21 protein-coding genes are annotated in these 25052 nt (G+C 70.0%); 15 read left to right on the forward strand and 6 right to left on the reverse strand.

Annotated features, from left to right (window positions below):
• Positions 1–1356: 1356 nt before the first annotated feature.
• From ACX80H_RS15430 to ACX80H_RS15475, 10 genes are read left to right on the forward strand one after another with little or no spacing between them, the layout of a single operon-like run.
• Positions 1357–2766: a hypothetical protein gene (locus tag ACX80H_RS15430; RefSeq protein ID WP_459314291.1), complete on the forward strand. Its 1410-nt coding sequence runs from the start codon at positions 1357–1359 to the stop codon at positions 2764–2766.
• Complete coding sequence (locus ACX80H_RS15435; RefSeq protein WP_459314292.1) at positions 2759–3748, forward strand: HAD-IIA family hydrolase; 990 nt, start codon at positions 2759–2761, stop codon at positions 3746–3748. Before ACX80H_RS15430 ends, ACX80H_RS15435 begins: the two co-directional genes overlap by 8 nt.
• A gap of 38 nt (positions 3749–3786) precedes the next feature.
• Positions 3787–3999 carry a hypothetical protein gene (locus ACX80H_RS15440; protein WP_459314293.1) on the forward strand — a complete coding sequence of 71 codons (213 nt, stop codon included), beginning with the start codon at positions 3787–3789 and terminating at the stop codon, positions 3997–3999.
• Positions 3986–4837, forward strand: coding sequence for a TlyA family RNA methyltransferase (locus ACX80H_RS15445; RefSeq protein ID WP_459314294.1), 852 nt, complete (start codon positions 3986–3988; stop codon positions 4835–4837). The genes ACX80H_RS15440 and ACX80H_RS15445 overlap by 14 nt, the downstream gene beginning before the upstream one ends.
• On the forward strand, positions 4830–5753 hold the full coding sequence (locus ACX80H_RS15450; RefSeq protein WP_459314295.1) for an NAD kinase: 924 nt from the start codon (positions 4830–4832) through the stop codon (positions 5751–5753). The genes ACX80H_RS15445 and ACX80H_RS15450 overlap by 8 nt, the downstream gene beginning before the upstream one ends.
• Positions 5750–7477: a DNA repair protein RecN gene (gene recN, locus ACX80H_RS15455; RefSeq protein WP_459314296.1), complete on the forward strand. Its 1728-nt coding sequence runs from the start codon at positions 5750–5752 to the stop codon at positions 7475–7477. The genes ACX80H_RS15450 and recN overlap by 4 nt, the downstream gene beginning before the upstream one ends.
• Positions 7474–9174, forward strand: coding sequence for a CTP synthase (pyrG, locus tag ACX80H_RS15460; RefSeq protein ID WP_459314297.1), 1701 nt, complete (start codon positions 7474–7476; stop codon positions 9172–9174). Before recN ends, pyrG begins: the two co-directional genes overlap by 4 nt.
• 2 nt (positions 9175–9176) lie before the next feature.
• Positions 9177–9863, forward strand: a complete 687-nt coding sequence (locus tag ACX80H_RS15465) for an NUDIX domain-containing protein (RefSeq protein WP_459314298.1) — start codon at positions 9177–9179, stop codon at positions 9861–9863.
• 5 nt (positions 9864–9868) lie between these two features.
• A complete protein-coding gene (gene xerD, locus ACX80H_RS15470; protein ID WP_459314299.1) occupies positions 9869–10828 on the forward strand; it encodes a site-specific tyrosine recombinase XerD in 960 nt (319 codons plus the stop codon).
• Positions 10821–11426 (forward strand): 8-oxo-dGTP diphosphatase, encoded by a 606-nt coding sequence (locus ACX80H_RS15475; protein ID WP_459314300.1) that lies wholly within the window; start codon positions 10821–10823, stop codon positions 11424–11426. The genes xerD and ACX80H_RS15475 overlap by 8 nt, the downstream gene beginning before the upstream one ends.
• Positions 11427–11542: 116 nt before the next feature.
• On the opposite strand, the gene ACX80H_RS15480 is transcribed toward ACX80H_RS15475, so the two are convergent.
• From ACX80H_RS15480 to ACX80H_RS15495, 4 genes are read right to left on the reverse strand one after another with little or no spacing between them, the layout of a single operon-like run.
• Entirely contained in the window at positions 11543–12688 is a 1146-nt protein-coding gene (locus tag ACX80H_RS15480) for a bifunctional 2-methylcitrate synthase/citrate synthase (RefSeq protein WP_459314301.1), read from the reverse strand.
• Between the two features lie 53 nt (positions 12689–12741).
• Complete coding sequence (gene prpB / locus ACX80H_RS15485) at positions 12742–13665, reverse strand: methylisocitrate lyase (protein ID WP_459314302.1); 924 nt, start codon at positions 13663–13665, stop codon at positions 12742–12744.
• 6 nt (positions 13666–13671) lie between these two features.
• On the reverse strand, positions 13672–15192 hold the full coding sequence (locus ACX80H_RS15490; protein WP_459314303.1) for an MmgE/PrpD family protein: 1521 nt from the start codon (positions 15190–15192) through the stop codon (positions 13672–13674).
• Positions 15185–15856, reverse strand: a complete 672-nt coding sequence (locus ACX80H_RS15495; RefSeq protein WP_459314304.1) for a GntR family transcriptional regulator — start codon at positions 15854–15856, stop codon at positions 15185–15187. Before ACX80H_RS15495 ends, ACX80H_RS15490 begins: the two co-directional genes overlap by 8 nt.
• Before the next feature lie 190 nt (positions 15857–16046).
• Between ACX80H_RS15495 and ACX80H_RS15500 the strand changes: the two genes are divergently transcribed.
• A complete protein-coding gene (locus ACX80H_RS15500; RefSeq protein ID WP_459314305.1) occupies positions 16047–18005 on the forward strand; it encodes an AMP-binding protein in 1959 nt (652 codons plus the stop codon).
• Positions 18006–18067: 62 nt separating this feature from the next.
• Here ACX80H_RS15500 and ACX80H_RS15505 read toward each other — a convergent pair whose 3' ends face one another.
• Positions 18068–18790: a response regulator gene (locus ACX80H_RS15505; RefSeq protein WP_459314306.1), complete on the reverse strand. Its 723-nt coding sequence runs from the start codon at positions 18788–18790 to the stop codon at positions 18068–18070.
• A complete protein-coding gene (locus ACX80H_RS15510; RefSeq protein ID WP_459314307.1) occupies positions 18787–20541 on the reverse strand; it encodes a sensor histidine kinase in 1755 nt (584 codons plus the stop codon). Before ACX80H_RS15510 ends, ACX80H_RS15505 begins: the two co-directional genes overlap by 4 nt.
• A 228-nt stretch (positions 20542–20769) precedes the next feature.
• Here ACX80H_RS15510 and ACX80H_RS15515 point away from each other — a divergent pair, with 228 nt between their 5' ends.
• The 4 genes from ACX80H_RS15515 (at position 20770) to scpB (ending at position 25034) form a co-directional block, all read left to right on the forward strand.
• A complete protein-coding gene (locus ACX80H_RS15515; RefSeq protein WP_459314408.1) occupies positions 20770–22176 on the forward strand; it encodes a cation:dicarboxylate symporter family transporter in 1407 nt (468 codons plus the stop codon).
• 314 nt (positions 22177–22490) lie between these two features.
• Positions 22491–23378 carry a ParA family protein gene (locus ACX80H_RS15520; protein WP_459314308.1) on the forward strand — a complete coding sequence of 296 codons (888 nt, stop codon included), beginning with the start codon at positions 22491–22493 and terminating at the stop codon, positions 23376–23378.
• A gap of 35 nt (positions 23379–23413) precedes the next feature.
• A complete protein-coding gene (locus ACX80H_RS15525) occupies positions 23414–24400 on the forward strand; it encodes a segregation and condensation protein A (RefSeq protein ID WP_459314309.1) in 987 nt (328 codons plus the stop codon).
• Positions 24393–25034: an SMC-Scp complex subunit ScpB gene (gene scpB / locus ACX80H_RS15530; RefSeq protein ID WP_459314310.1), complete on the forward strand. Its 642-nt coding sequence runs from the start codon at positions 24393–24395 to the stop codon at positions 25032–25034. Before ACX80H_RS15525 ends, scpB begins: the two co-directional genes overlap by 8 nt.
• The last annotated feature ends 18 nt before the right edge of the window (positions 25035–25052 follow it).

Raw genomic sequence — 25052 nt, forward strand, 5'->3', positions numbered from 1 at the left:
TGCGGGGCCTTCCCCACTTAAACCACACCCCACCACATGCACCGGGCACACCCACCGCAGGCCGGTACGCACCCCGCCGGCACCCGTACACGGCACCCGTACACGGCACCCGTACACGGCACCCCGGACCGCACACAAGGACCCCACAGGCATCAGCCCCGGGTGACCCCCGTAGCCCAGGACACACCACGACCGGCTCACTCGAGCCCCGAGTGGCGCGCCCGTCCAAGGCCGCGCCTTTGCAGGGCGGACGATTGTCGCAAGCGCGCGACAAGGGTAAGGCTCGGAGGGCTCCATCACATCTGTGCTGAGCGCGGAGGTCGATGAAGTGGCCGGCGGTGCTTCGTGGTTCCATAGATAGGTAGGACCCACAGCAAAATAGAGATCCGCCGGCGGAGAAGCGCCGGCACCTGATGAGAGGACCCCGCTGCCATGGCTGAGCAGGAGCACACCGCTGGACGAGACGGGGAGTCCCGTAGGGCTGAAGATGGCACCGGCGGTCATCAGGGAGGATCCGAGCAGTCGGGTCGTCGTCATTCATGGGGCTCGAAAGCCGGCAATGCCGGTGCACGGTCGTCGTCTCCGCGTAGTTCCAGCAACGAGCAATCCCGTGACCGCGGGGAGTCCGGGCGAACAGGGTCGGAGCCGGGCAACGCGACGCGCGGACGGGCGGGCGGAGAGCGCGAGGCGTCCAACGACGAACGCCGTGCCCCCCGCTCGGAGGGCGGTTTCCGCGGAACGAGCAGCGGCGGACGGCCCGCAGGCGGACGCCCGGCTTGGAAGGGCCAGTCTGATGCACGAGGCGGCGACCGCGCAGGCGGGTCCTACGGGCGGGGTGGCCAGGGTGATCGACCAGCGTCTGGTCGGGAGGACCGCGGCGGTCAGCGTGATCGTCCGGCGTACGGACGGGATGACCAGGGTGGTCAGCGAGACCGCCCGGGATACGCCCGGGATGGTCAGGGCGGTCAGCGGCGCAGTGAGGGCCGCAACGAACGCTCGGGATCGGGCGCCGGCCGGTCCTCCGAACGGTCCTCGGATCGTCCGAGCAGGGCGCCCGAGGGCGGCAGGGGTGCGCAGCTGCGTGGCACAGCCTCTCGTGGTGGTTCAGCATCAGGATCTTCCAGCGACAAGCAGTCCCGTTTTGCGGGTCGCGGAGCGCCGACCAGCCGCACCGGCGAAAGCCGAGAGCGTCCCTGGCAGTCGCGCCCTGCTTCGGAGGAAGGTCGCCCGGGGAGTGAACGACGGTCGCCTGAGCGGAGCGGTTCCTTCCGTCGCCCGGCAGATCGCCAGGACCGGGGCGGCAGCGGCGAGCGTCGCAGTGATGATCGGCGCCACGGAAACCGGCCGGACGACGCAGTGTCGGCAGGGCCGCGCCCCCACAATGCGCGCGACCTCCGCAGCGCCAACAGGCCGGATCGTGAACGGTCTCCCGAGATCGATGAGGATGTCAAGGGTGATGAGCTCGATCGGGTCACCCGCGCTCAGGTCCGCAACCTCGAGGAACGCAGCGCCGAATGGGTCGCGAAGCACCTGGTGATGGCGGGGCGGCTCATCGACTTCGAGCCTGAGCTTGCCTTCCAGCACGCCCTGGCAGCGAGCCGTCGTGGTGGTCGCCTGGCTGCAGTCCGCGAAGCCGTAGGCCTTACGGCGTATGCCGCCGGCCACTACGGCGAAGCCCTGCGGGAATTCCGGACCTTCCGGAGGATCAGTGGATCGAACGTCCACTTGCCGGTCATGGCTGATTGCGAGCGGGGCCTCGGGCGTCCCGACCGGGCGCTGGATCTCGCGCGGAGCGAGGAAGCGGAGTCGCTCGACGCTGCCGGCAAAGCTGAGCTCGCCATGGTGGTCTCCGGCGCACGCACCGATCTCGGTCAACTGGATGCTGCAGTCGCCGCGCTCGAGATCCCGCAACTGGACCTGCACCGGGCCTTCTCCTTCAGCCCCCGGCTGTTCCGCGCCTACGCGGATGCACTCGATGCTGTCGGACGCTCCGACGAATCAGGTAAGTGGCGTCGTCAGGCCGGCGTCGCTGAGAAGGCCCTCGGGCTCGTCGACGATCTCGAGCCCGACATCATCGACCTCGGCGAGGACGACGAGCCTGCTCCCGTGGCGGTGCCCAAGGTCGGTGACGTACTCGGCAGGGCCGCTGCCGCTCCGGCAGAGGATCCTGCCGGCGATGTCCCCGCGCAGGATGGCGATGTCCCCGCACAGGATGCAGAAGCAACGGATACCAGCGATGCCGAAATCCCGGACGGTGCGACGGACGACACGCCTGAACGTCTGTCCGACCCTGACGGGGATGCGGACGCAGACGCGGACGCGGGCCCACGTCTGCCGCTCAGCACAGAGGCGGCAGCACCCGAGGTAGCAGGCGGTCAGGCGGACGACGCCGAAGGAAGCGAGAAGGACGGCGGCGAAGGTAGCGAGAAGGACGGCGGCGAATCCGAGGCAGTGCCGGCCGATGCCGTGCCGGTCGGGGAGACCGCCCACCCGGTCGAGTCCCTCCAGACCGAGATGCTCTTCAGCATGGACGAGTCGGGCGCGGCGGACATCGCGCCAGCAGGCGATGGATCAGCGGACGTGCGCCGGCCCTCGGCAGGCCCGGCCGTCGAGTTCTCGGAAGCAGGATCGAGCCCAGCAGGGCGTCACGCCGGCACAGGCGGGCAGGCAAGCGAGCAGGCAGGCGACGCCGTGGGCGACGAAGCCGATACGCGTGAGCGGTCCGGCAGCGCCAGGGCGAGCCAGGACGACGTCGTCGATGACTGAGCGCCTCATCGACGGATACGACGGCGTGCTCGCCGACCTCGACGGCGTCGTCTATGCCGGGCCGCATGCCATCCCGGGGGCTACCACAGCCCTCGATAAGCTCGCCGGGGAGGGCAAGAGCCTCGCATACGTGACCAACAACGCGTCCCGATCGTCCGAGCAGGTGGCAGCCCATCTCCGGGAACTGGGGGCTCCGGCCGCAGCGGAGCAGGTCTTCGGTTCGGCCCTTGCCGGCGCGGAGCTGCTGGCGGGCATGGTGGCCGCGGGGTCGACGGTGCTCGTCGTCGGGAGCGAGACCCTCGCTGACGCCGTCAGGGCGCAGGGCCTGGTCGTCGTCGCGTCGGCCGACGACCGGCCGGATGCCGTCATCCAGGGATTCGCTCCCGGGGTGGGATGGAAGGACCTTGCCGAGGCTGCCTACGCCGTGGCTGCCGGCGCGGTCTGGGTCGCCACCAACACGGACATGTCCATTCCTCAGGAGCGGGGCATCGCGCCCGGGAACGGTTCCCTGGTGGCGGCGGTCGCCGCTGCCACCGCGAAGTCGCCGGCGGTCGCGGGAAAGCCCGAGGCCGCCCTCTTCGAGACAGCGGCCCGCCACTCCGGCGTCGACCGCGCGCTGGTGGTCGGGGACCGCCTCGACACCGACATCCTGGGCGGAAACCGCGCGGGGATGGCCACGGCACTCGTCCTCACGGGCGTGGACTCGGTCCGCACCGCCCTGGTAGCGCGGGTCGACGAGCGCCCGGACTACCTGATCGGCTCCCTCGCGGAACTGTACGAGCAGTACCCGGCGGTCACGTACGACGACGGCTCGTATGGTTGCGGCGGGTCAGCGGCCCATGCGACCGAGACGACGGTGACCATCAGCGGGCGCGAGGACGACCTCGACAGCTGGCGTGCCGCGTGCGCGGCGTGGTGGTCGGTCCACCCCGAGGAGGCGCCGGCGGCTTTGCCGGAGATCCGATTCACGACGGGTCGTTAGGCTGGAGGAACGACAGCTTCGGCACGGAAGGACGATCAATGGACGACGACATGGGTAGCGGGGGCGACGGCGCCCCGCGTCCGCTGACCGGCGACCCGCAGGTCGACCGGATCGTGGCCGTGCTCGACGGGCTGGACGACCTTCCCGTGCCGGAGCACGTCGACGTGTACCTCGACGTCCATGCCCGGCTGAGCAGCGAGCTCAACCCGGAACAGCGACTCCGCCAGGCGGGAGCCCATGGCGCGTCTTGACCAGGAGCTCGTCGCCCGCGGCCTCGCACGGTCCCGCTCCCACGCGGCGCAGCTGATCGCGGCCGGCCGTGTCCTGAGGGACGGTGCCGTGGCGAGGAAGGCCTCTGCGCCGATCCTCCCGGCCGACCGCCTCGACGTCGAGGACCGCGGCGAGGAGTACGTCAGCCGGGCCGGCACCAAGCTCGACGGCGCCCTCCGTGCCTTCCCGGCCGTGGATCCGGTGGCCAGGCGATGCCTCGACGCGGGCGCCTCGACCGGGGGGTTCACGGACGTCCTCCTGCGGCGGGGAGCGCGCGAAGTGGCGGCGGTCGACGTCGGGCACGGCCAGCTCGTGCAGCAGTTGCGCGACGACCCCCGCGTCCAGGTCTTCGAGGGCATGAACGTCCGTCACCTCGACCCTGCCGACATCGGGGGGCAGGTGCAGCTGACCGTCGCGGACCTGTCCTTCATCTCGCTCCGGCTCGTCATGCCTGCGCTCGCCCGTGCCACCTGCCCGGGCGGCGAGCTGGTCCTCATGGTGAAGCCCCAGTTCGAGGTCGGGCGCAGCGGGCTGAACCGGCTCGGCGTCGTCACGTCCCCCGAGGCCCGGTCCAGGGCTGTGGCAGGAGTGCTGCGCAGTGCGCTCGAGTGCGGGCTGGAGGTTGCCGGGGTCGCGCAGAGCGAATTGCCGGGCCAGGACGGCAACCTGGAGTACTTCGTGTGGATAAAGGTGCCGAGCGGGGGATTGATGCCTAGGATCGAGGGGGAGCTGGACCGGTTGGTGGACCAGGCACTCGCCCAGGGAGCCCTCTGTCCGCCACCGCCCCGCCCTACCAATCAGACGGAGCTCGATGAGTAGAAGAATTCTGGTGCTCGCGCACACCGGCCGAAGGAACGCGATGGTCGCGGCGCAGGAAGCATGCACGCGCCTCCACGACCTCGGACTCCAGCCGGTCATGCGTCCCGAGGAGCTCGCCGACCTTCAAAGCGAGTACGGCGCCCTCGCTGCTCCTGCCGAAGCGCTGGGCGACGGCGTCGACTTCGGCGACGTCGAACTCGTCATGGTCCTCGGCGGCGACGGCACCATCCTCCGTGCGGCGGAGCTCGTGCGGGAGGCGGAGATCCCCCTGCTCGGGGTCAACCTCGGACACGTCGGCTTCCTTGCCGAGAGCGAGCGGGCCGACCTCGAGGAGACGGTGGGCTGGGTGGCCGACCGCAGCTACACCGTGGAGGAGCGGACCACCATCGAGGTCCTCGTCTGGCAGGGCGACACTCTGCTGGGCCAGAGCTGGGCGCTCAACGAAGCGGCGATCGAGAAGGCGAACCGTGAGCGCATGATCGAGGTGGTCATGGAGGTGGACGGGCGTCCCGTGAGCTCCTTCGGCTGCGACGGCGTCGTCCTCGCGACGCCGACGGGTTCCACGGCCTATGCCTTCTCCGCCAGCGGCCCCATCGTGTGGCCGGAGGTGGAGGCGCTGCTCATGGTCCCGATCAGCGCCCACGCGCTGTTCGCGAAGCCACTGGTGGTGGCACCCACGTCGGTGCTCGCCGTGGAACTCCTGACCCGCACAGAGGCCGCCGGGGTCCTCTGGTGCGACGGACGACGGAGCATCGACCTCCCGCCCGGAGCCCGGGTCGAAGTGCGGCGCTCGGAGCACCCGGTGCGCCTCGCCCGCACGCACCAGACACCGTTCTCGGAACGCCTCGTCCGCAAGTTCGAGCTGCCGATCCAGGGGTGGCGCGGCCCCGTGAAGCACCAGGACGGGCAGCGATGATCGAGGAGATGCGCATCCGCGACCTCGGTGTGATCACCGACGCCACGCTCAGCCTCGGCCCCGGCCTGACGGTCGTGACCGGCGAGACGGGCGCGGGCAAGACCATGGTCATCACGGCGCTCGGGCTCCTGCGCGGTGCCCGCTCCGATGCCGGGGCCGTCCGCCTGAATGCGAAGTCCGCGTCGGCGGAGGCCGTCCTCCGGCTGGATCCGAACAGTCCGGCTGCCATCCGTGCCATGGAGGCGGGCGCCGTGCTGGAGGAGTACGACGGCGTCGCCGAACTGATCCTCGCGCGGACCGTGACGAGCGAGGGACGAAGCCGCGCCTATGTCGGCGGCCGGGCCGCGCCCGTCGGTGTCCTGGCGGAGCTGGGTGACGAACTCGTCGTCGTGCACGGCCAGTCGGACCAGTTGCGGCTGAAGGGCGCCCCCGCGCAGCGGCAGGCGCTCGACAAGTTCGGCGGCAAGCCCGTGGAGGAAGCCCTCCGGGCCTACGGGGACGCGTTCCGCCAGTGGCGCGACGCCCTCGCCGAGCGCGACCGTCTGCGCAGCGAAGCCCGCGAACGGCTGCGTGAGGCCGAGGGCCTCGAAGCCGCGCTGACCGAGATCGGGGATCTCGATCCGCAGCCCGGGGAGGACGTTGCGCTGAAGGCGGAGTCGATGCGTCTCGGCAACCTCGAGGAACTGCGCACAGCTGCCCTCGTGGCCCATCAGGCACTCGTCTCCGAGGACATCGGAGCCAGTGCCGACGCCGTGTCGCTGGTCGACGAGGCGAAACGGCAGCTCGAGGCCGTCGCCGAGCACGACGCCGACCTGGGCGCGCTGGCCGAACGGCTCGCCGAGGTCGGTTACCTCCTGGCCGACATCTCCGCCGAACTGGCAGGGTACGGCACCGCACTCGACAGCGAGGGCGCGGGCAGGCTCGAGGAAGTCGAATCGCGACGCGCGGCGCTCTCCGTCCTCGTGCGGAAGTACGCTCCCACGATCGACGAGGTGCTGGCCTGGCAGGAGGACGCCATCAAGCGCCTGCTCGAACTCAGCAGTGATTCCTCGCGCGTGGAGGAGCTCGACGACGTCATCGCCGACCTCGACCGCCAGGTGCACGAACTCGCGGACGGTCTGTCCGCCCTGCGCCGCACCGCAGCCGAAAGCCTCGCCGGGAAGGTCAGTGACGAGCTCACAGCCCTCGCGATGCCGGACGCCCAGCTGCTGATCGACGTCACCCCGGCGGAATCACTGACGGCCCACGGCGCCGACGACATCGCCTTCACCCTCCAGCCGCATCCCGGCTCGGCGCCGCGCGCCCTCGGCAAGGGAGCATCCGGGGGAGAGCTCTCCCGCGTGATGCTCGCCATCGAAGTCGTCCTCGCTGCCGTCGACCCCGTGCCCACCTTCGTCTTCGACGAGGTCGACGCAGGTGTGGGAGGCAAGGCCGCCGTCGAGATCGGCAGGCGGCTCGCCATGCTCGCGGAGCACGTCCAGGTCATCGTGGTGACGCACCTGCCCCAGGTCGCGGCCTTCGCCGCACGGCACATACGGGTCACGAAGAACGTCTCCCGCGACGGCGAGGGCGGGGGCGTCACCGCCAGCGATGTCGAGGTGCTGCCCGACGAGGAGCGCGTGAGGGAGCTGGCGAGGATGCTCGCGGGCCAGGAGGACTCCGCGTCGGCACGCGCTCACGCCGAGGAACTCCTCGCCGATGCGGCCCGCACCTTCGCTCGGTGATAGGCTTGAATTCCGTGGCGCAGCAAATAAACTCCCGGTTCCTGAAATCCGCAACGACCAAGCACATCTTCGTGACTGGCGGCGTGGCCTCCTCACTCGGCAAGGGACTGACGGCATCCAGCCTGGGTCACCTCCTGAGGGCGCGCGGCCTCTCCGTGACGATGCAGAAGCTTGATCCCTACCTCAATGTCGATCCCGGCACGATGAACCCCTTCCAGCACGGCGAGGTGTTCGTCACGGACGACGGCGCCGAGACCGACCTCGACATCGGCCATTACGAGAGGTTCCTCGACGAGAACCTCGACGGGTCGGCGAACGTCACGACGGGCCAGGTCTACTCGACCGTCATCGCGAAGGAACGCCGCGGCGAGTACCTCGGCGACACCGTCCAGGTCATCCCGCACATCACGGACGAGATCAAGCGCCGCATGCGCCTGCCGGCCGACGCGGTACCGGGGAAGAAGACCCCCGACGTCATCATCACGGAGATCGGCGGAACGGTCGGCGACATCGAGTCGCAGCCCTTCCTCGAAGCGGCCCGCCAGGTCCGCCAGGACGTCGGCCGGAACAACGTCTTCTTCCTGCACGTCTCGCTGGTCCCGTACATCGGCCCCTCGCAGGAACTCAAGACCAAGCCCACCCAGCACTCCGTCGCCATGCTGCGGTCCATCGGCATCCAGCCGGACGCCATCGTGATCCGCTCCGACCGCGAGGTTCCCGCAGCGATGCGGGAGAAGATCGGCCGCATGTGCGACGTCGACCTCGACGCCGTCGTGAATGCCGCGGACGCGCCCAGCATCTACGACATCCCGAAGACGCTGCATGCCCAGGGCCTCGACGCGTACATCGTCCAGGCACTCGACCTGAAGTTCAAGGACGTCAACTGGACCAAGTGGAACAAGCTCCTCGAAGCGGTCCACAACCCGAAGCACCAGGTGGAAGTCGCGTTGGTCGGCAAATACATCGACCTGCCCGACGCATACCTGTCGGTGACCGAGGCCCTGCGGGCGGGAGGCTTCGCGAACAAGGCGAAGGTCACCATCAAGTGGGTCCCCTCCGATGAGTGCCAGACCCCCGAGGGCGCGAAGAAGGCCCTGGCGGGCGTCGACGCCGTCTGCATCCCGGGCGGGTTCGGTATCCGCGGCCTCGAGGGGAAGCTCGGCGCGCTGACCTACGCCCGCGAGAACAGGATCCCGACCCTCGGGCTCTGCCTCGGACTGCAGTGCATGGTCATCGAGTACGCCCGGAACGTCGTCGGACTCGAGGGCGCCTCCTCGAGCGAGTTCGAGCCCGACACCGAGTACCCCGTCATCGCGACCATGGCCGAGCAGCTCCACATCGTCGCAGGTGAGGGCGACATGGGCGGGACCATGCGCCTCGGCCGCTGGGAGGCGAAGCTCCAGGAGGGCTCGGTCGTCGCGGGGACCTATGGCAAGACCACGGTCTTCGAGCGACACCGCCACCGCTACGAGGTGAACAACGAGTACCGCGAGCAGATCGCGGACGCGGGCCTCGTGTTCTCCGGGACGACGACGGACGGCAATCTGGTGGAGTTCGCTGAGCTGCCGAAGGACGTGCACCCCTACTACGTCTCGACGCAGGCCCACCCCGAGCTGAGCTCACGCCCCACACGGCCGCACCCGCTGTTCGCGGGCCTGGTCAAGGCGGCACTCGACCTCCGCGGCGCGAAGGCCTGACGGTGCAGCCGGCCGGCAGCGACGACGCCACGTTCAGCGACGGGCAGAGCCCGCGCCGCCTCCTCGGGACCACCACGGTCTACGAGGGGCGGGTGTGGGACGTCGTCAGCGAGGAGTTCACCCTCGCGGACGACGGCGAGGCCATCACGCGCGACTTCATCCGGCACCCGGGCGCCGTCGCCGTGCTGGTGCTGAACGACGAAGGACAGGTACTCCTGCTGCGCCAGTACCGGCACCCGGTGCGGATGGCGCTCTGGGAGATCCCGGCCGGCCTCCTCGACGAGGAGGGCGAGGACTTCGTCGATGCCGCTGCACGCGAACTCGCGGAGGAGGCCGACCTCACGGCGCGGCAGTGGGACGTGCTGGTGGACATGTTCCTGTCGCCCGGCTCATCGTCGGAGGCCCTGCGCGTGTACCTGGCGCGGGGGATCGGGGACGTCCCGGAGGCGGACCGGCACACGCGCACGCACGAGGAAGCCGAGATCGAGCTGATGTGGGTGGACCTCGACGCCGCGGTGGACGCCGTGCTGGAAGGCCGCATCCACAGCCCGTCCGCCGTCGCCGCCATCCTCGCAGCACGCGTGGCACGCGAGACAGGCTTCCGCGAGCTCCGCCCCGCGACGACCCCCTGGCCCGAGCACCCGAGCCAGCATCCGACCTGGCCGCGTGGCGCCGTGCTGGAGGACTGACGACCGTGCCGGATCCGGCGGCAGGGGACGACGGGCCGATAGCAGTCCTCGTCCGGGACTACCTGCAGCACATGTCGGTGGAACGCGGGCTGTCGGCCAACACGCTCGCCGCGTATCGACGCGATCTCCGGCGCTACGAGTCCTTCCTCGTGTCCCGCGGTGCGGATGATGCCGCCCGTATCACCCGGCACGACGTGTCCGCCTTCGCGCAGGCCGTCGTGTCGGGGGAGGACGGGTTCTCGCGCCTGAGCCCGCGCTCGGCTGCACGCACCATCGTGGCGGTCCGGGGCCTCCACCGCTTCTGGGCCCTGGAAGGCGTCACCGACGGCGACCCGGCCCGTGACGTCCATCCTCCGATGACCGGCCAGCGCCTACCGAAGGCGATCCCTGTCGCCGAGGTGGTCCGGATCCTGGAGGCCGTGGACATCGGGACGCCGTCCGGGCAGCGCGACCGCGCGCTGCTCGAATTCCTGTACTCCACCGGCGCGAGGATCAGTGAGGCCGTCGGCCTCGACGTCGACGACGTGTCCGTCAGCGACGCACTCGAGGGCCCCGCCGTCGTCCGGCTCACGGGCAAGGGCTCGAAGGAGCGGCTCGTACCGGTAGGGTCCTTCGCCGCCCGGGCGGTCGACGCGTACCTCGTGCAGGGCCGTCCGGCCCTCGCCGCGAAGGGCAAGGGCAGCCCCGCCCTCTTCCTCAACACGCGCGGGGGCCGCCTGAGCCGCCAGAGCGCCTGGAGCATTCTCAAGACGGCGACGGAGCGGGCCGGGGTGACCCGCGAGGTCTCACCCCACACGCTCCGGCATTCCTTCGCCACCCACCTGCTCGAGGGCGGGGCGGATGTGCGGGTGGTGCAGGAACTCCTCGGGCATGCGTCGGTCACGACCACCCAGGTCTACACGCTGGTCACCGCCGACACCCTGCGCGAAGTCTATGCCGCGGCCCATCCCAGGGCCCGTGCCTGAGACCGCGCCCGTGCCGGAGGAGGACTCCGTGCCGGTGCCTGACGCCGCGCCCGAGAGCGCACCGGTGCCGCAGGCCTCCGCGGAACCGGAGCCTCCCGGCGAATGGCTGACCGTCGATGGCATCGCGTATCGCTGTGTGGTCCTCTGCTTCCTCTTCCGCTCCCGCGGCGGCGGACGGGAGGTCCTGCTCGGACTCAAGCGCACCGGGTTCGGCGCCGGCAGGGTCGTGGCGCTCGGCGGGAAGATCGACGGGCGGGAGACCGCCGTCGAGGCTGCCGTCCGTGAGATCGGCGAGGAGAGCGGCATCGAGCTGGTGCGGGGCGAGTTGCGCGACGCCGGCCGCATCAGGTGGTCCTTCCCCGCACAGCCGGCCTGGAACATGGCGGCGTCCCTCTTCACCGCGGACGCCGGCATCACGCCTCCGGTGGCCAGCGAGGAGATCGAACCCCGCTGGTACGCCGTCGACGACATCCCGTGGACCGGTATGTGGCAGGACGCCCCCTACTGGATACCGGCCCTGCTCGACGGGCGCCAGATCGACGCGCACATCGTGATGGGACCGGACAACGAGGGCGTGGCCAGCGCCGTCGTGGACTGAGCTGCGGCGGCCCGCCCCGACTCCGGCTGCCCCGACTCCGGGGCAGCGAGACAATGACCGGAGACCATGACCGGCGGCCACCGCACCGGCGGCGCGGGAGCCGCCGGTGCGGGTCCTCAGCTGTCGCCCACGTGCCGTTCGTCCGGGCCGTTGTAGAGGCTCAGGGGACGGATGAGCGAGTTCGACGCCGCCTGCTCCATGATGTGGGCCGTCCAGCCGGTGATACGCGCCGCGATGAAGAGCGGCGTGAACATCTCCGTGTCGAAGCCCATCAGGTGGTAGGTGGGGCCGGCAGGGTAGTCGAGGTTGGGCTTGATGCCCTTGGCCTCGTCCATCGCCGTCTCCAGCCCGGAGTACAGCCCGAGGATCTCGCTGCGCCCGTAGTACCCGATCATGGCGTCGAGTGCCGCCTTCATGGTCGGGACCCGGGAGTCGCCGTTCTTGTAGACGCGGTGGCCGAACCCCATGACCTTCTTCTTCGAGGCCAGGGCGTCCTCCATCCAGGCCTTCGCGCGGACTGCGGCCTCCTCGGCGGTCTCGTCCTCCCGGATGCCGATCTCCTCGAAGGTGTGCATGACCGCCTCGTTGGCGCCGCCGTGCAGCGCCCCCTTGAGGGCGCCGATGGCACCCGTGACGGCCGAGTGCAGGTCGGAGAGCGTCGAGGTGATGACCCTCGCCGTGAAGGTGGACGCGTTGAACGAGTGCTCCGCGTACAGGACCATGGAGACGTCGAACGCATGGACCACCTCTGCCGGGGCTTCCTCCCCGAAGGTCATCCACAGGAAGTTGGCCGAGTACCCGAGATCGTCGCGCGGTTCCACGAGGGCCTGGCCGCGCCGCCGGCGCTGGTCATAGGCGACGACGGCGGGGAAGACGGCGAACAGCGCCGCGGCTTTTTCCTTATTCGCCTCGACCGAGTCGTCCCCGGCGAGGGGGTGGCTCGCCCCCAGGACGGACACGGCGGTCCTGGCCACGTCCATGGGGTGCGCCGACAGGGGCAGCAGGTCGATCGCCGCGACCACGTGCCCGGGCAACGTGCGGTGCGCCCGCTCGAAGGCGTCGAACTGCCGGCGCTCGGATCCGTCCGGCAGTTCCCCGTTCCACAGCAGGTAGGCGACGTCCTCGAAGTCGCGGTGCCCGGCCAGCTCCTGCACGGGGTACCCCCGGTACAGCAGGGAATTGGTCTCGGGGTTGACCTTCGAAATCGCGGTGTAGTCCACCACGACCCCTGCGAGCCCCTTGTGGATCTCTGGTTCTGTCACGGCTGCTCCTCCTGGGGATGATCCTGCGGAATCCGGTGTGCGTGCCGGCGCGGTCAACGATCGCCCCGGCCGGAGCGCCCATCCGGCACCTCGAAGTTGAAGACCGAGGAGTCGAAGCGGTTGTACCCCTCGTAGTCCACCAGCTCATAGAGGCGGCTGCGCGTCTGCATGGACTCCACGGCCGGCTCCTGCGTCCCTTGCGTCCTGATCGAGTCCAGCGTACGCTCGGCGGCGCCCATGGCACTGCGCAGCAGCGTGACCGGGTAGATCACCATCGTCACGCCCGCATCCTGCAGCTGGTCGACCGTGAAGAGGTCGCTCTTGCCGAACTCCGTCATGTTGGCGAGAACCGGTACGTCCACGGCGGCGCGGATGGCCCGGAATTCGTCCAGGGTCCGCATCGCCTCGGGGAAGATGGCGTCCGCCCCCGCCTCCACGAGGGCACGGGAGCGCTCCTGTGCGGCCTCGAGGGTGTCGGTGCCGCGGATGTCGGTGCGGGCCATGATGAGGAAGTTCGGATCGCGGCGGGCATCGGCCGCGGCGCGGATCCGCTTCACGGCCGTCTCGAGGTCGACGACGTTCTTGCCGTCGAGGTGCCCGCACCGCTTCGGATTGAACTGGTCCTCGATGTGGCAGCCGGCGAGCCCGGCGTTCTCGAGTTCCTGCACGCTGCGGGCGACGTTCATCGGCTCACCGAACCCCGTGTCGGCGTCGACGATGCACGGCAGGTCGGTCATGCGGGCGATCTGCCCGGCACGGTGTGCGACCTCGGTGAGGGTGGTGAGGCCGATGTCCGGCAGCCCGAGATCGGCGGCGATGACGGCTCCGGAGATGTAGACGCCGTCGAATCCCTTGTCCCCGATGAGCCGGGCGGACAGGGGATTGAAGGCTCCGGGGAACTGCTGGAGGCGTCCGGACGCCAGCCCGTCCCGCAGTGCGCGGCGCTTCTGCTCAGGGGTCACGGTCGAGTACAGCACGGCGGCCTACAGGAGTCCCTGCGGCGCGGCGGCCGCATCGAGGTACCCGGGCCGGGCGAGGATGTTCAGCTGTCCCAGCGAGCCTGCCGGGAGGTCGGGCAACTGCTCGACGGCGGCCAGGAAGCGGTCCAGTTCCGCGTCCTCGACGACGCCGTCGGCGAGCATCCGCAGCTTGGCGATGTAGTCCGCCCGCGCGAAGGGTCGGGCCCCCAGGGGATGGGCGTCCGCCACCGTGATCTCGTCCCTGATGACGGTGCCGTCCGTCAGCGTGATCTCCACGCTGCCGCCGAAGGCCTTCTCGGCGATGTCGAGGGAGTGGTAGCGGCGCGTCCACTCGGGGTCCTCCACGGTGGTGACCTTCCGCCACAGTGCTACGGTGTCGGGCCTGGCCGCTCGTGCCGGGGCGTAGGAGTCCTCGTGGTGCCAGCGGCCGTCCTGCAGGGCCACCGTGAAGATGTAGGGGATCGAGTGATCGAGTGTCTCGCGGGAGGCAGCCGGATCGTACTTCTGCGGATCGTTCGCTCCGGAGCCGATGACGTAGTGGGTGTGGTGCGAGGTGGAGATGACGACGGACTCGACGTTGTCCGGGTCGGTGGCCTCCGGGTGCGCCCCGTGCAGGCGCCGCGCGAGGTCGATCCAGGCCTGGGCCTGGTACTCGGCGGAGTGCTCCTTCGTGTACGTGTCGAGGATGGCGCGCTTCGGCTCGCCCCGCGCCGGAAGGGGCACCTCGTAGTGCGCCTCGGGGCCGTCCAGCAGCCAGGCGATCACGCCGTCCTCGCCCTCGTAGATGGGCGTGGGGGAGGTCTGCCCGCGCATCGCCCGGTCCACCGACTCGACGGCCATCTTCCCTGCGAACGCCGGGGCATGGGCCTTCCACGTCGAGATCTCGCCCTTGCGTGACTGCCGGGTCGCCGTCGTCGTGTGCAGGGCCTGGCCGACGGCGTGGAAGATGACATTCGGGTCGAGTCCGAGGAGGGTGCCGATGCCTGCGGCCGCGGACGGGCCGAGGTGGGCCACGTGGTCGATCTTGTGCTCGTGCAGGCAGATCGCCTTCACGAGGTCGACCTGGATCTCGTAGCCCGTGGCGATGGCGCGGACCAGGTCCCGGCCGGACGCGCCGGTGTGCTGCGCGACGGCGAGGATCGGCGGGATGTTGTCGCCGGGATGGGAGTAGTCCGCGGCGAGGAACGTGTCGTGGTAGTCGAGTTCGCGCACGGCGACACCGTTGGCCCAGGCCGCCCACTCCGCCGAGACGGGGGAGTCGACGCCGAAGACGGCGGCACCCTCGCCGTGTGCGGAGACCGGGTGACTCGTCGCCTGCGCACGCGCGGCGATGACTGGGGCCCGGTTCAGGGAGGCGAGGGCGACGGAGGCGTTGTCGATGACGCGGTTGATCACCATGTCGGTCACGTCGGCGGGGACCTCGACGGGATCGGCTGCGACCTCGGCGATCTTCCAGGCGAGCTGCCCGGTGCGGGGCAGGTTCTCCTCGCTGCGGTGGACGCGGACGGGATGGAGTTCAACCATGGTGTTCCTCTCGGTGGTGCGTGTCGGGGTCCCCGGCGAGCGGGGAGCGGAGGTGCTGCAGACTGTTGTGGAGGTGCACGCGCATGGAGGCCTCGGCGAGCTCGGCGTTCCCCGCCCCCAGGGCGAGGGCGATCTGCTCGTGCTCGCGTGCCGAGGCCAGGAGCCGGCGGGGATTGTCCCGTGCCAGCCTGCGGACGCGGGCGAGGTGCGTCCGGATCGGTTTCTGGGCCTGCAGGAGGTAGGGGTTCCGCGCCGCGTCGTCGATCTCCCGGTCCAGCCGTGCGACGAGCGCGTAGTAGGCGTCCTGCCCGCCGTCGTCGTCCTCGATGAGCCTCCCCGCAGCGGCGAACTCCTCCGCGAGCGCGGTGAAGAGGGCGGGGTCTCCCCGATGGGCGGCGAGCCGGACGGCCGCGCATTCGAGGGGCAGCCGGACCTCGAACAGGTCCGTCACGGCGTCGAGGGAGATGGCGGAGACGACGACGCCGCGGCCGGCGGGGGCGGCGAGCCCTTCGGCGACGAGCCGGGAGAGTGCCTCGCGCAGGGGCGTCCTCGAGACGCCGAGCCGGGCGGACTGTTCGACCTCCGCGAGCAGGTCACCCGGGGCCAGTCGCCACTCGACGATGTCGGACCGCAGGAGGGAATAGGCGCGATCGCTGGCCCGCATCCTCGTTGCCTCCCGTTCCTTCCGACATCTCCGCGTTCGGGACGCGCGATACGCCCAATGTATACACAGCAGGGGGCGTGAGCAAGAGAAGCAGGACCAGGCCGAACGCGCCCACCAGTTCTGTATACAGGTCCCCGGACTGGTGGGTGTGCCCGTGGTACTGTTCCCCCACGCGCGACGAAGGGCGACCATGGCTGCTGCAGGACACGACGTCGACCACGGCAACGTCGACCAGGCGAACTCCGGGCTGGACCGGTACCGCCGGCTGCACGCTGCGAGCCTGGCCGACCCCGAGGCCTTCTGGCGCGAGGCAGCCGGAGCGGTCGACTGGATGACGCCGCCCGCGGCCGTCCTCGACGCCTCGTCCGCCCCCTTCTACCGGTGGTTCCCCGACGCGTCCCTGAACACCAGCTACAACGCCCTCGACCGGCACGTCGACGCGGGCCGGGGCGACCAGGCCGCACTGGTCTACGACTCGGCGATGCTCGGCGTCACCCGGACCTACACGTACGCCGAGCTCCTGGACGAGGTCGCCGTCTTCGCCGGCGTGCTGGCGGGGCTCGGCGTCGGGAAGGGCGACCGCGTCCTCATCTACCTGCCGATGATCCCCGAGGCCGTGGTGGCCATGCTCGCCGCGGCCCGGCTCGGCGCGGTCCACTCCGTGGTCTTCGGCGGGTTCGCCCCGGCCGAGCTGGCCGCCCGCATCAGGGACGCCCGGCCCTCGGCCATCCTCACGGCGTCGGGAGGGCTGGAGCCCGGCCGGCGCGTCGAGTACCTGCCCGCGGTCCACGCCGCGCTCGCGCTCGCGGACAGCGTCGGCACACCCGTCGTCGCCAAGGCACGCGAGGGCTTCGCGCACGGCATTCGGGATTACCAGGAGCCGGGGACCTCCTGGTTCGACTGGGATGACGCGGTGTCCACGGCCTCCGCTGTCCCACCGGTCGAGGTCGCGGCCACCGATCCCCTCTACATCCTCTACACCTCTGGCACGACAGGCGCTCCCAAGGGGGTGGTGCGCGACAACGGAGGACACGCCGTCGCCCTCACGTGGTCGATGCAGGGGATCTTCGGCATCGGACCGGGCGACGTGATGCTCACGGCGTCCGACGTCGGCTGGGTGGTCGGCCATTCCTACATCGTCTACGGTCCGCTGCTGGCGGGCGCCACGACGGTCCTGTACGAGGGCAAGCCGGTCGGCACGCCCGACGCCGGGGTCTTCGGCAGGCTGATCGAACAGCACTCCGTCAAGGTCCTGTTCACCGCGCCGACCGCACTGCGCGCCATCCGGCGGGCGGACCCCGAGGGCACGGCGCTCCGGGCCCACGACCTGTCCTCGCTGGCCACGCTGTTCTCGGCGGGCGAGCGGCTCGATACGGGAACGTCCGGGTGGATCGGGGAAGTCCTCGGCGTGCCCGTGGTCGACAACTGGTGGCAGACCGAGACCGGCTGGCCGATCTGCGCGAACCCCCGCGGACTCGGCGGAGTACCGCTGCGAGCCGGTTCGCCGTCGCTGCCGTCTCCCGGATTCGACGTCGTCGTCCTCGACCACCGGGGGTCCGCGGTCCCGGCCGGGACGGAGGGGAGCATCGCCCTCCGGCTTCCGCTTCCACCGGGTACCCTGACCACGCTGTGGGGGAGCGACGCCCGGTACCGGGACTCCTACCTGAGCTCGTTCGAGGGGTACTACACGAGCGGTGACTCCGGCTTCGTGGACCCCGACGGCTACGTCTTCGTCATGGGACGCACCGACGACGTCATCAACGTCGCGGGCCACAGGCTCTCGACGGGGGCCATCGAGCAGGTGATCGCACAGCACCCCGCCGTCGCCGAATGCGCCGTCCTCGGCCTGCAGGACCCGCTCAAGGGCCAGCGGGCCAGCGGGTACGTGGTCCTCAAATCGGGTGCGTCCGTCGATCCGGGGACGCTCCAGGCCGACCTCGTGGCCATGGTCCGCACGGCGATCGGCCCGGTCGCGGACTTCAAGTCCGCAGTCGTGGTCGAGGCGCTGCCCAAGACCAGGTCGGGCAAGATCCTGCGGAAGACCATGCGGCAGATGGCGGCGGGCGAGTCCTACGTCGTGCCCTCGACCATCGAGGACCCCGCTGTCCTCGAGGCGCTGGAGCCACTGCTGCGACCACCGCCGGAGTGACGCCCTGCGGTGACGGTTCCGGGCGCAACCCTCCTGGTGCCGGCCGCGCGAGCGGCAGCCCGTCACCCCTCCGTGCTGGTCCGCGCCCAGCTGTATTCGAACTCGGGGCGTCCCCGCGTACCGTAGCGGGGGGTCCGGAGGACGGACTGCTGGTCCGCAAGGTACTCCAGGTAGCGCCGCGCGGTGACCCTGGACACGGACAGGGCCTCCGACACCTCGATGGCCGACGTCGGTTCCCGGAGTTCCTTCAGCAGGCGCGAGACCGCCCGCAGGGTCTCGGCCGAGAGGCCCTTGGGTAGCGTGGCCGCCGTGACGGGCCGGAGGGAGGCGAAGGCCTGGTCCACCTCCGCCTGCGTCGTGGCGGACGCCTGGTCCACCAGGTTCTGGCGGAACTCCCGGTAGGCCTCGAGTTTCTCCCGAAACGCGGAGTAGGTGAAGGGCTTGATGAGGTACTGCACGATGCCGGACGAGATGGCCGAGCGCACCACGTGCAGGTCGCGCACCGCGGTGATCGCGATGATGTCCAGCGGCAGGCCGAGCCCCCGCACCCGGCGGATGATGTCCAGGCCGTGCGCGTCCGGCAGGTTCATGTCCAGCAGCATGAGGTCGACGGCGGCCTCCGCCTGGCCCGTCCCCTCGCCGGTCAGGTGAAGGAAGGCCGCGAGTTCCGCACCGCTCCGGGCGACACCCGCGAGCTCGAAGCCCGCGAGCCGCCGCACGTATTCGGCGTGCGCGTCCGCAGCCACGGGATCGTCCTCCACGACGAGGACCCGGATTACGCTCATGCCCCGCCGCCGGTGTCGGCACGGAGCGGGACGTCGGAGTCCCCGGGCGCTCGCGGACTGCTGTCCGGATCCTGCGCGGAACTGCCCGCCGGCGTGCCCGCCGGACTGCCCGCCGGCGTGCCCGCCGGAGTGGCCGGATAGGGGAGGCGGACGGCGAAACGGGCGCCGCCGTCGTCCGTGTCCGTCACCTCCAGCGAGCCGGCGAAGCGCTGGACCGCCTGGCGGACGAGGGCGAGGCCGACGCCGCGCCCGGCACCCGTCGCATCAGGGGATGCCTTCGTGCTGTAGCCGAAGTCGAAAACCTTCGCCTTCTCGGAGTCGGGCAGGCCGTTGCCGCTGTCCTCCACGGCGATCTCGAGTTCGGGGGACCCGCTCCCGCCGGTCACCCGGCGCACGGTGAGGAGCACGCGGGGGTCCTCGGAGGCGGCGGCCTCGTCGAACGCGTTGTCGAGGAGGTTGCCGATGATCGTCACCAGGTCCACGGGGTTGAGGGAGCCCGCCTGGGCGTCCTGGGCGATGTCCGGGATCAGTTCGATGCCTCGCTCATTCGCCTGCGCGGCCTTGCCCACCAGGAGCGCAGCGAGAAAGGGCTCGTCGATCGCCTCGACCACCTCATCGGTGAGCCGCTGCGACTGCTGCAGGTCCCTCGTCGCGAAGTCGACCGCGTCCGCACTCCTGCCGAGTTCCACCAGCGAGACGATGGTGTGCAGGCGGTTGGCGTGTTCGTGGGTCTGCGAGCGCAGGGCGTCCGTCAGGGTGCGCATGGTCTCCACCTGTCCGGTCAGTGCCTGGATTTCGGTGTGGTCCCGCAGGGTCGTGACGGTGCCGAGGGCCGCCGGGACATGGGCGCCGCGCCCGGCAGCGGTGGGAGGCACAGCAGGCTCCTGGTTGACCACGAGCACCCTGTCGTCGGTCAGGTGCACTTCGTCGTGGGCCCGGCGCCCCGACATGAGGAGCTCGCGGAGCGACGGCGGAACCGCGAGGTGCGCCGCCGGCACCGGCTCCTGCGTCCCGTCGAGGCCGAGGAGCCGCGCGGCCTGGTCGTTGTACAGGATCAGCCGTCCCGAGGCGTCGATGAGGAGGAGGCCCTCACGCACGGAGTGGAGGACCGAATCGTAGAACACGAAGGTGCGTGAGAGTTCGGCGGGGCCCATCCCCAGGGTCACGTCCCGCAGGCGCCGGCTGAGCAGGAACGAGGCGAGCGCGCCCAGGGCGAGCGCACCGAGGGCGATGAAGGCGACGAGCGGGAGCTGCGCGTTGCGCGCGATGACGGCACGATCCACCGTGATCCCGGCGGCGACCATCGCCTGCACGGTCCCCTCGTCGTCGACCACGGGCACGATGGAGCGGATCGACGGGCCGAGGGTCCCTGCGTACGTCTCGGTGTGCGTACGGCCTGCCAGGGCGTCGGACACCGAACCGATGTACGGCCTGCCGATCTGCTCCGGGTTGCGGTGCGTGTAGCGGGTCCGGTCCGGAGCCATGATCGTGATGAAGTCCACGCCCAGCCGGTCCATGACCTCGACGGCGTAGGGCTGGAGCGTGGCGGACGGATCGGGCCCCTTCACGGCGTCGAGCACGGCGGGGTCGAGGGCGATGGCGGTGGAGACGGCGACCATGCGCTCCGCCGCGGCGTGGTTCACGCCCTCCGCCGCGTCCGCGTACAGGATCACCGAGAGGGATGCCGAGAGGACGAGGACGAAGATGAGTTGGGCCAGGAAGAACTGCCGGGCGAGGCTCCATCGACTCACGCGGTGATCCTGCTCCTTCCGGTTTCTGCCGGCCTCTGCCGGCGGCGCTGCGCCGGATTCGCCGGGTCACGACCAGTATGAACTCAATGGTGATCCCGGTCACTCGCGATGCCATGATGAGGGTGAAACACTCAACAGTACGCTTCCTGGAGAGACCCCCGCGGACGAAGAACGACCTTCGCCGCCGGCGCCACAGGGCGGACGACACCAAGGGAGAACACTATGGCTATGGCGCCATCGCGGTCCGACAGCGGACCCGCACAACCCCGCAAGCGGGTCGACAAGACCCACTTCCTCTACATCGCGGTCATCGCCGCCGTGGTGCTCGGTGCGATCCTCGGCCTCATGGCCCCCGAATTCGCCAAGTCGCTCAAGCCGCTCGGCACGGGCTTCATCAACCTCATCAAGATGATGATCGCACCGATCATCTTCTGCACCATCGTGCTGGGCGTCGGTTCCATCGCCAAGGCGGCGACCGTCGGCAAGGTGGGCGGCCTCGCGCTGGGCTACTTCATGCTGATGTCGACCTTCGCGCTCGCGATCGGCCTCGTCGTCGGCAACCTCATCCAGCCGGGCGAGGGCCTCGACATCTCGTCATCGACCTACGAACTGCCCGCAGCCGCCGAGGGTGCTCCCGAGGGCACCGTCGGCTTCCTGCTCAGCATCATCCCGACGACGCTCCTGTCCGCGCTGACCGGCCCCAGCATCCTGCAGACGCTGTTCGTGGCACTGCTCGTCGGCTTCGCGCTGCAGAAGATGGGTTCGGCCGGCAAGCCGGTCCTCCGGGGCATCGGGCACATCCAGGCGCTCGTCTTCCGCATCCTCGTCATGATCATGTGGCTCGCGCCGATCGGCGCCTTCGGCGCCATCGCCGCCGTCGTGGGCGAGACCGGGGTGCAGGCCATCATCAGCATGGCCACCCTCATGGTCGCGTTCTACATCACCTGCATCCTCTTCATCGTCATCATCCTCGGTGGACTGCTGAAGCTCGTCACCGGCGTCAGCATCTTCAAGCTGATGAAGTACCTGGGCCGCGAGTACCTGCTGATCTTCAGCACCTCCTCCTCGGAGGCCGCACTGCCCCGCCTCATCGCCAAGATGGAACACCTCGGTGTCTCCAAGCCCGTGGTCGGCGTGACCGTGCCCACCGGTTATTCGTTCAACCTCGACGGCACCGCCATCTACCTCACGATGGCCTCGCTCTTCGTCGCGGAAGCACTGGGCACGCCGCTGGCCCTCGGCGAGCAGATCTCCCTGCTGGTCTTCATGATCATCGCGTCCAAGGGTGCAGCGGGCGTCACCGGCGCCGGCCTCGCAACCCTTGCCGGCGGCCTGCAGTCGCACCGCCCCGACCTGGTCGACGGCGTCGGCCTGATCGTCGGTATCGACCGGTTCATGTCCGAGGCGCGTGCGCTGACGAACTTCACCGGCAACGCCGTCGCCACCGTCCTCATCGGCACCTGGACGCGGGAGATCGAACGCGGCCGTGTCGACGAGGTCCTCGAGGGACGCCTGCCCTTCGACGAGGCCACGATGAGCACCGATCACCGCTTCGAGAGCGGCGACGACGTCGACGTCGAGGAGGGTGCCGCCGTCAGGACCAACGCGGCGGTGCGAGGGACCGCAGCCCACTGACACCCTTCCAGTGCTGAGCCGAGGCTCGGCAGGATGAACGGCGATGGCCCGGAACGCGACCGGGCCATCGCCGTCGTCGTCTCCGGGCAGGGAGGCAGAAGGGCCGGCAGGCAGCCTGGGGATGGCCGGTGCAGCCTCTGCGGACGGCAGCACCGGGGAACATTCGACCTCAGGTTGAGGCTCAAGGCTCGTAACGGAAGAGCACTCGTCTCCACGGGTGCTGCCGTCGGCGTTGTACCGTGGACTATAGAAATGCCGCTCGGGACGATGATCGACCGGCCTGCACCGATTCTGATGGAAGCGTGGAGAAATACGTGAGTAGTGAACAGGGTTCCACAACTCTGCCCAGCGCAGCGGACGCGGGATTCGGCCCGACCGGCCGCCCTGTGACGGAGTTCCCTGAGCCCCGGGTCCTCGACTCGCACGGCCCGGCGAGGGTCATCGCGATGGTCAACCAGAAGGGCGGCGTCGGCAAGACGACGTCGACCATCAACCTGGGCGCCGCGCTCGCCGAAGCAGGACGCAAGGTGCTGCTCGTCGACTTCGATCCGCAGGGCGCGCTGTCCGCCGGCCTCGGCACCAACCCGCACGAGCTCGACGTGACCGTGTACAACGTGCTCATGGACCGTAAGGTCTCCATCCAGGACGCCATCCAGCACACCGCGATCGACAACATCGACCTGCTGCCCGCCAACATCGACCTGTCCGCGGCCGAGGTGCAGCTCGTCAACGAGGTCGCCCGCGAGCAGGTCCTCGACCGGGCGCTGCGCAAGGTGTCCGACGACTACGACGTCATCCTCATCGACTGCCAGCCGTCCCTCGGACTGCTCACGGTCAACGCCCTCACGGCGGCCCACGGCGTCATCATCCCGCTGATCTGCGAGTTCTTCGCCCTGCGCGCCGTGGCCCTGCTGGTCGAGACCATCGAGAAGGTGCAGGACCGCCTGAACCCGCGTCTCCAGATCGACGGCGTGCTCGCGACCATGTACGACGCGCGAACCCTGCACTCCCGCGAGGTCATCGCGCGCCTCGTTGAGGCCTTCGGGGACAAGGTCTTCGAGACGGTCATCAAGCGCACCATCAAGTTCGCGGACGCGACCGTGGCCGCCGAGCCCATCACGTCCTACGCCGCCAACCACTCGGGTGCGGATGCCTACCGCCGGCTGGCGAAGGAGCTCATCAGTAGGGGCGGAGCGCCCTAGTGCCCGTCGATCCCGGGTCCGCCCGGTTCCGCTAGATGGCGGACACAACGCCCGCGCGTGCGGGCGGACAGGCCACGACGGCGGAGGCCGCCCTGCAGGGGCACCCAGGACCCGGCGACGGCCGCCACGCCGGCGGTGGTACCGGCGGTGGTGCTGCGGGTGGTGCTGCCGCGGAGCAGGAACCCGCCCGCCCGCCGGTCTTCGAGGTGCAGCTCACCAACTTCAGCGGTCCCTTCGACCTGCTGCTGAACCTCATCTCGCGGCGCGAACTCGACATCACCGAGATCGCCCTGGCGCAGGTGACCGACGAGTTCATCGCCCACATCCGCCGCATCCAGGCCGCGGAGGGGGAATGGAAGCTCGACGAGGCGAGTGAGTTCCTCGTCGTCGCCGCCACCCTCCTCGACCTGAAGGCCGCCCGGCTCCTGCCCACCGGCGCCGTGGAGGACGAGGAGGACATCGCGCTCCTCGAGGCGCGCGACCTGCTCTTCGCCCGCCTCCTCCAGTACAAGGCCTTCAAGGAGATGGCCCGTCACCTTGCGGGGCGGCTCGAGGAGGAGGAGGCGCGGCACCCGCGGAGCGTACCCCTCGAGACCGAGTTCACCCGGCTCCTGCCGGAACTCATCTGGAAACATTCACCCGAGGAATTCGCGGCACTCGCGGCGAAGGTGCTCACGCCGCGCCAGGAGCAGCCGGCCGAGGTCAGCATCGAGCACCTGCACTCCCCGCCGGTGAGCGTGCGCGACCAGGCGGTCGTGCTGCAGGACCTGCTGCGGTCGCGGGGACCGCTGTCCTTCCGGCAGCTGACCGCGGACGCGGAGTCTCGGCTGGTCCTCGTGGTGCGGTTCCTGGCCCTGCTCGAGCTGTTCAGGGACGGCGTCGTCTCCTTCGACCAGGCCGCGCCGCTGGCCGAGCTGGTGGTGAGGTGGAGCGCCGAGGACGAGCGCTGGACGGCCGAACTGCTGGCGAGCGACTTCGAGGACTACGACCAGGCAGACACGAAAGGAGTGCACGATGCATGAATCCGACGAGAGCGCTCCCGACGGACACGGCGTCTCCGTCGACGACCTGCCGGGCGGGCTCCGCGCGGCAGTGGAGGCGATCCTCATGGTGGCGGACCGCCCTGTGACGGACGATCAGGTCGCTGCCGTGCTCGATCGGCCGACGGCGCAGGTGCACGCGGTGCTGGTGGACCTGCAGCGGGAGTACGACGGCTATACTGGGTCAGGCCCCCGAAGCGCCGAATCATTCGTGCCGCGCGGTTTCGAACTCAGGAACATCGCCGGCGGGTGGCGCATCTTCTCCCGGAAGCACTTCGCCTCCGTTGTTGCCGACTTCGTGCTCGATGGCCAATCTGCCCGGCTTTCACAAGCAGCACTCGAGACTCTGGCGGTCATCGCGTACCGCCAACCCGTGTCCCGTGCCCGGGTTTCTGCAATTCGTGGCGTCAACGTCGATTCCGTGGTCCGCACCCTGCTTCAGCGCGGACTGGTTGTCGAGATGGAGACCGATCCGGAGACCGGCGCGGTCCTTTATGGGACCACCACCTTCTTTCTGGAAAGATTGGGGCTGGGCAGCGTCGACGAATTGCCCCGGATCGCTCCCCACCTGCCGGGCCTCGAGAGCCTTGGGGAGTATGACGAGACGACGTACTGAGCACGACCTACGAGAAGG

It is taken from the genome of Arthrobacter pasteuri, assembly GCF_054510955.1.

Excerpts from the sequence above, each read along its gene's own strand:
- ACX80H_RS15435 (WP_459314292.1), top strand. The coding sequence starts at position 2,759 with ATGACTGAGCGCCTCATCGACGGATACGACGGCGTGCTCGCCGACCTC.
- ACX80H_RS15440 (WP_459314293.1), top strand. The coding sequence starts at position 3,787 with ATGGACGACGACATGGGTAGCGGGGGCGACGGCGCCCCGCGTCCGCTG.
- ACX80H_RS15445 (WP_459314294.1), top strand. The coding sequence starts at position 3,986 with ATGGCGCGTCTTGACCAGGAGCTCGTCGCCCGCGGCCTCGCACGGTCC.
- ACX80H_RS15450 (WP_459314295.1), top strand. The coding sequence starts at position 4,830 with ATGAGTAGAAGAATTCTGGTGCTCGCGCACACCGGCCGAAGGAACGCG.
- recN (WP_459314296.1), top strand. The coding sequence starts at position 5,750 with ATGATCGAGGAGATGCGCATCCGCGACCTCGGTGTGATCACCGACGCC.
- ACX80H_RS15490 (WP_459314303.1), bottom strand. The coding sequence starts at position 15,192 with ATGGTTGAACTCCATCCCGTCCGCGTCCACCGCAGCGAGGAGAACCTG.
- ACX80H_RS15495 (WP_459314304.1), bottom strand. The coding sequence starts at position 15,856 with ATGCGGGCCAGCGATCGCGCCTATTCCCTCCTGCGGTCCGACATCGTC.
- ACX80H_RS15500 (WP_459314305.1), top strand. The coding sequence starts at position 16,047 with ATGGCTGCTGCAGGACACGACGTCGACCACGGCAACGTCGACCAGGCG.
- ACX80H_RS15505 (WP_459314306.1), bottom strand. The coding sequence starts at position 18,790 with ATGAGCGTAATCCGGGTCCTCGTCGTGGAGGACGATCCCGTGGCTGCG.
- ACX80H_RS15515 (WP_459314408.1), top strand. The coding sequence starts at position 20,770 with ATGGCGCCATCGCGGTCCGACAGCGGACCCGCACAACCCCGCAAGCGG.
- ACX80H_RS15525 (WP_459314309.1), top strand. The coding sequence starts at position 23,414 with ATGGCGGACACAACGCCCGCGCGTGCGGGCGGACAGGCCACGACGGCG.
- scpB (WP_459314310.1), top strand. The coding sequence starts at position 24,393 with ATGCATGAATCCGACGAGAGCGCTCCCGACGGACACGGCGTCTCCGTC.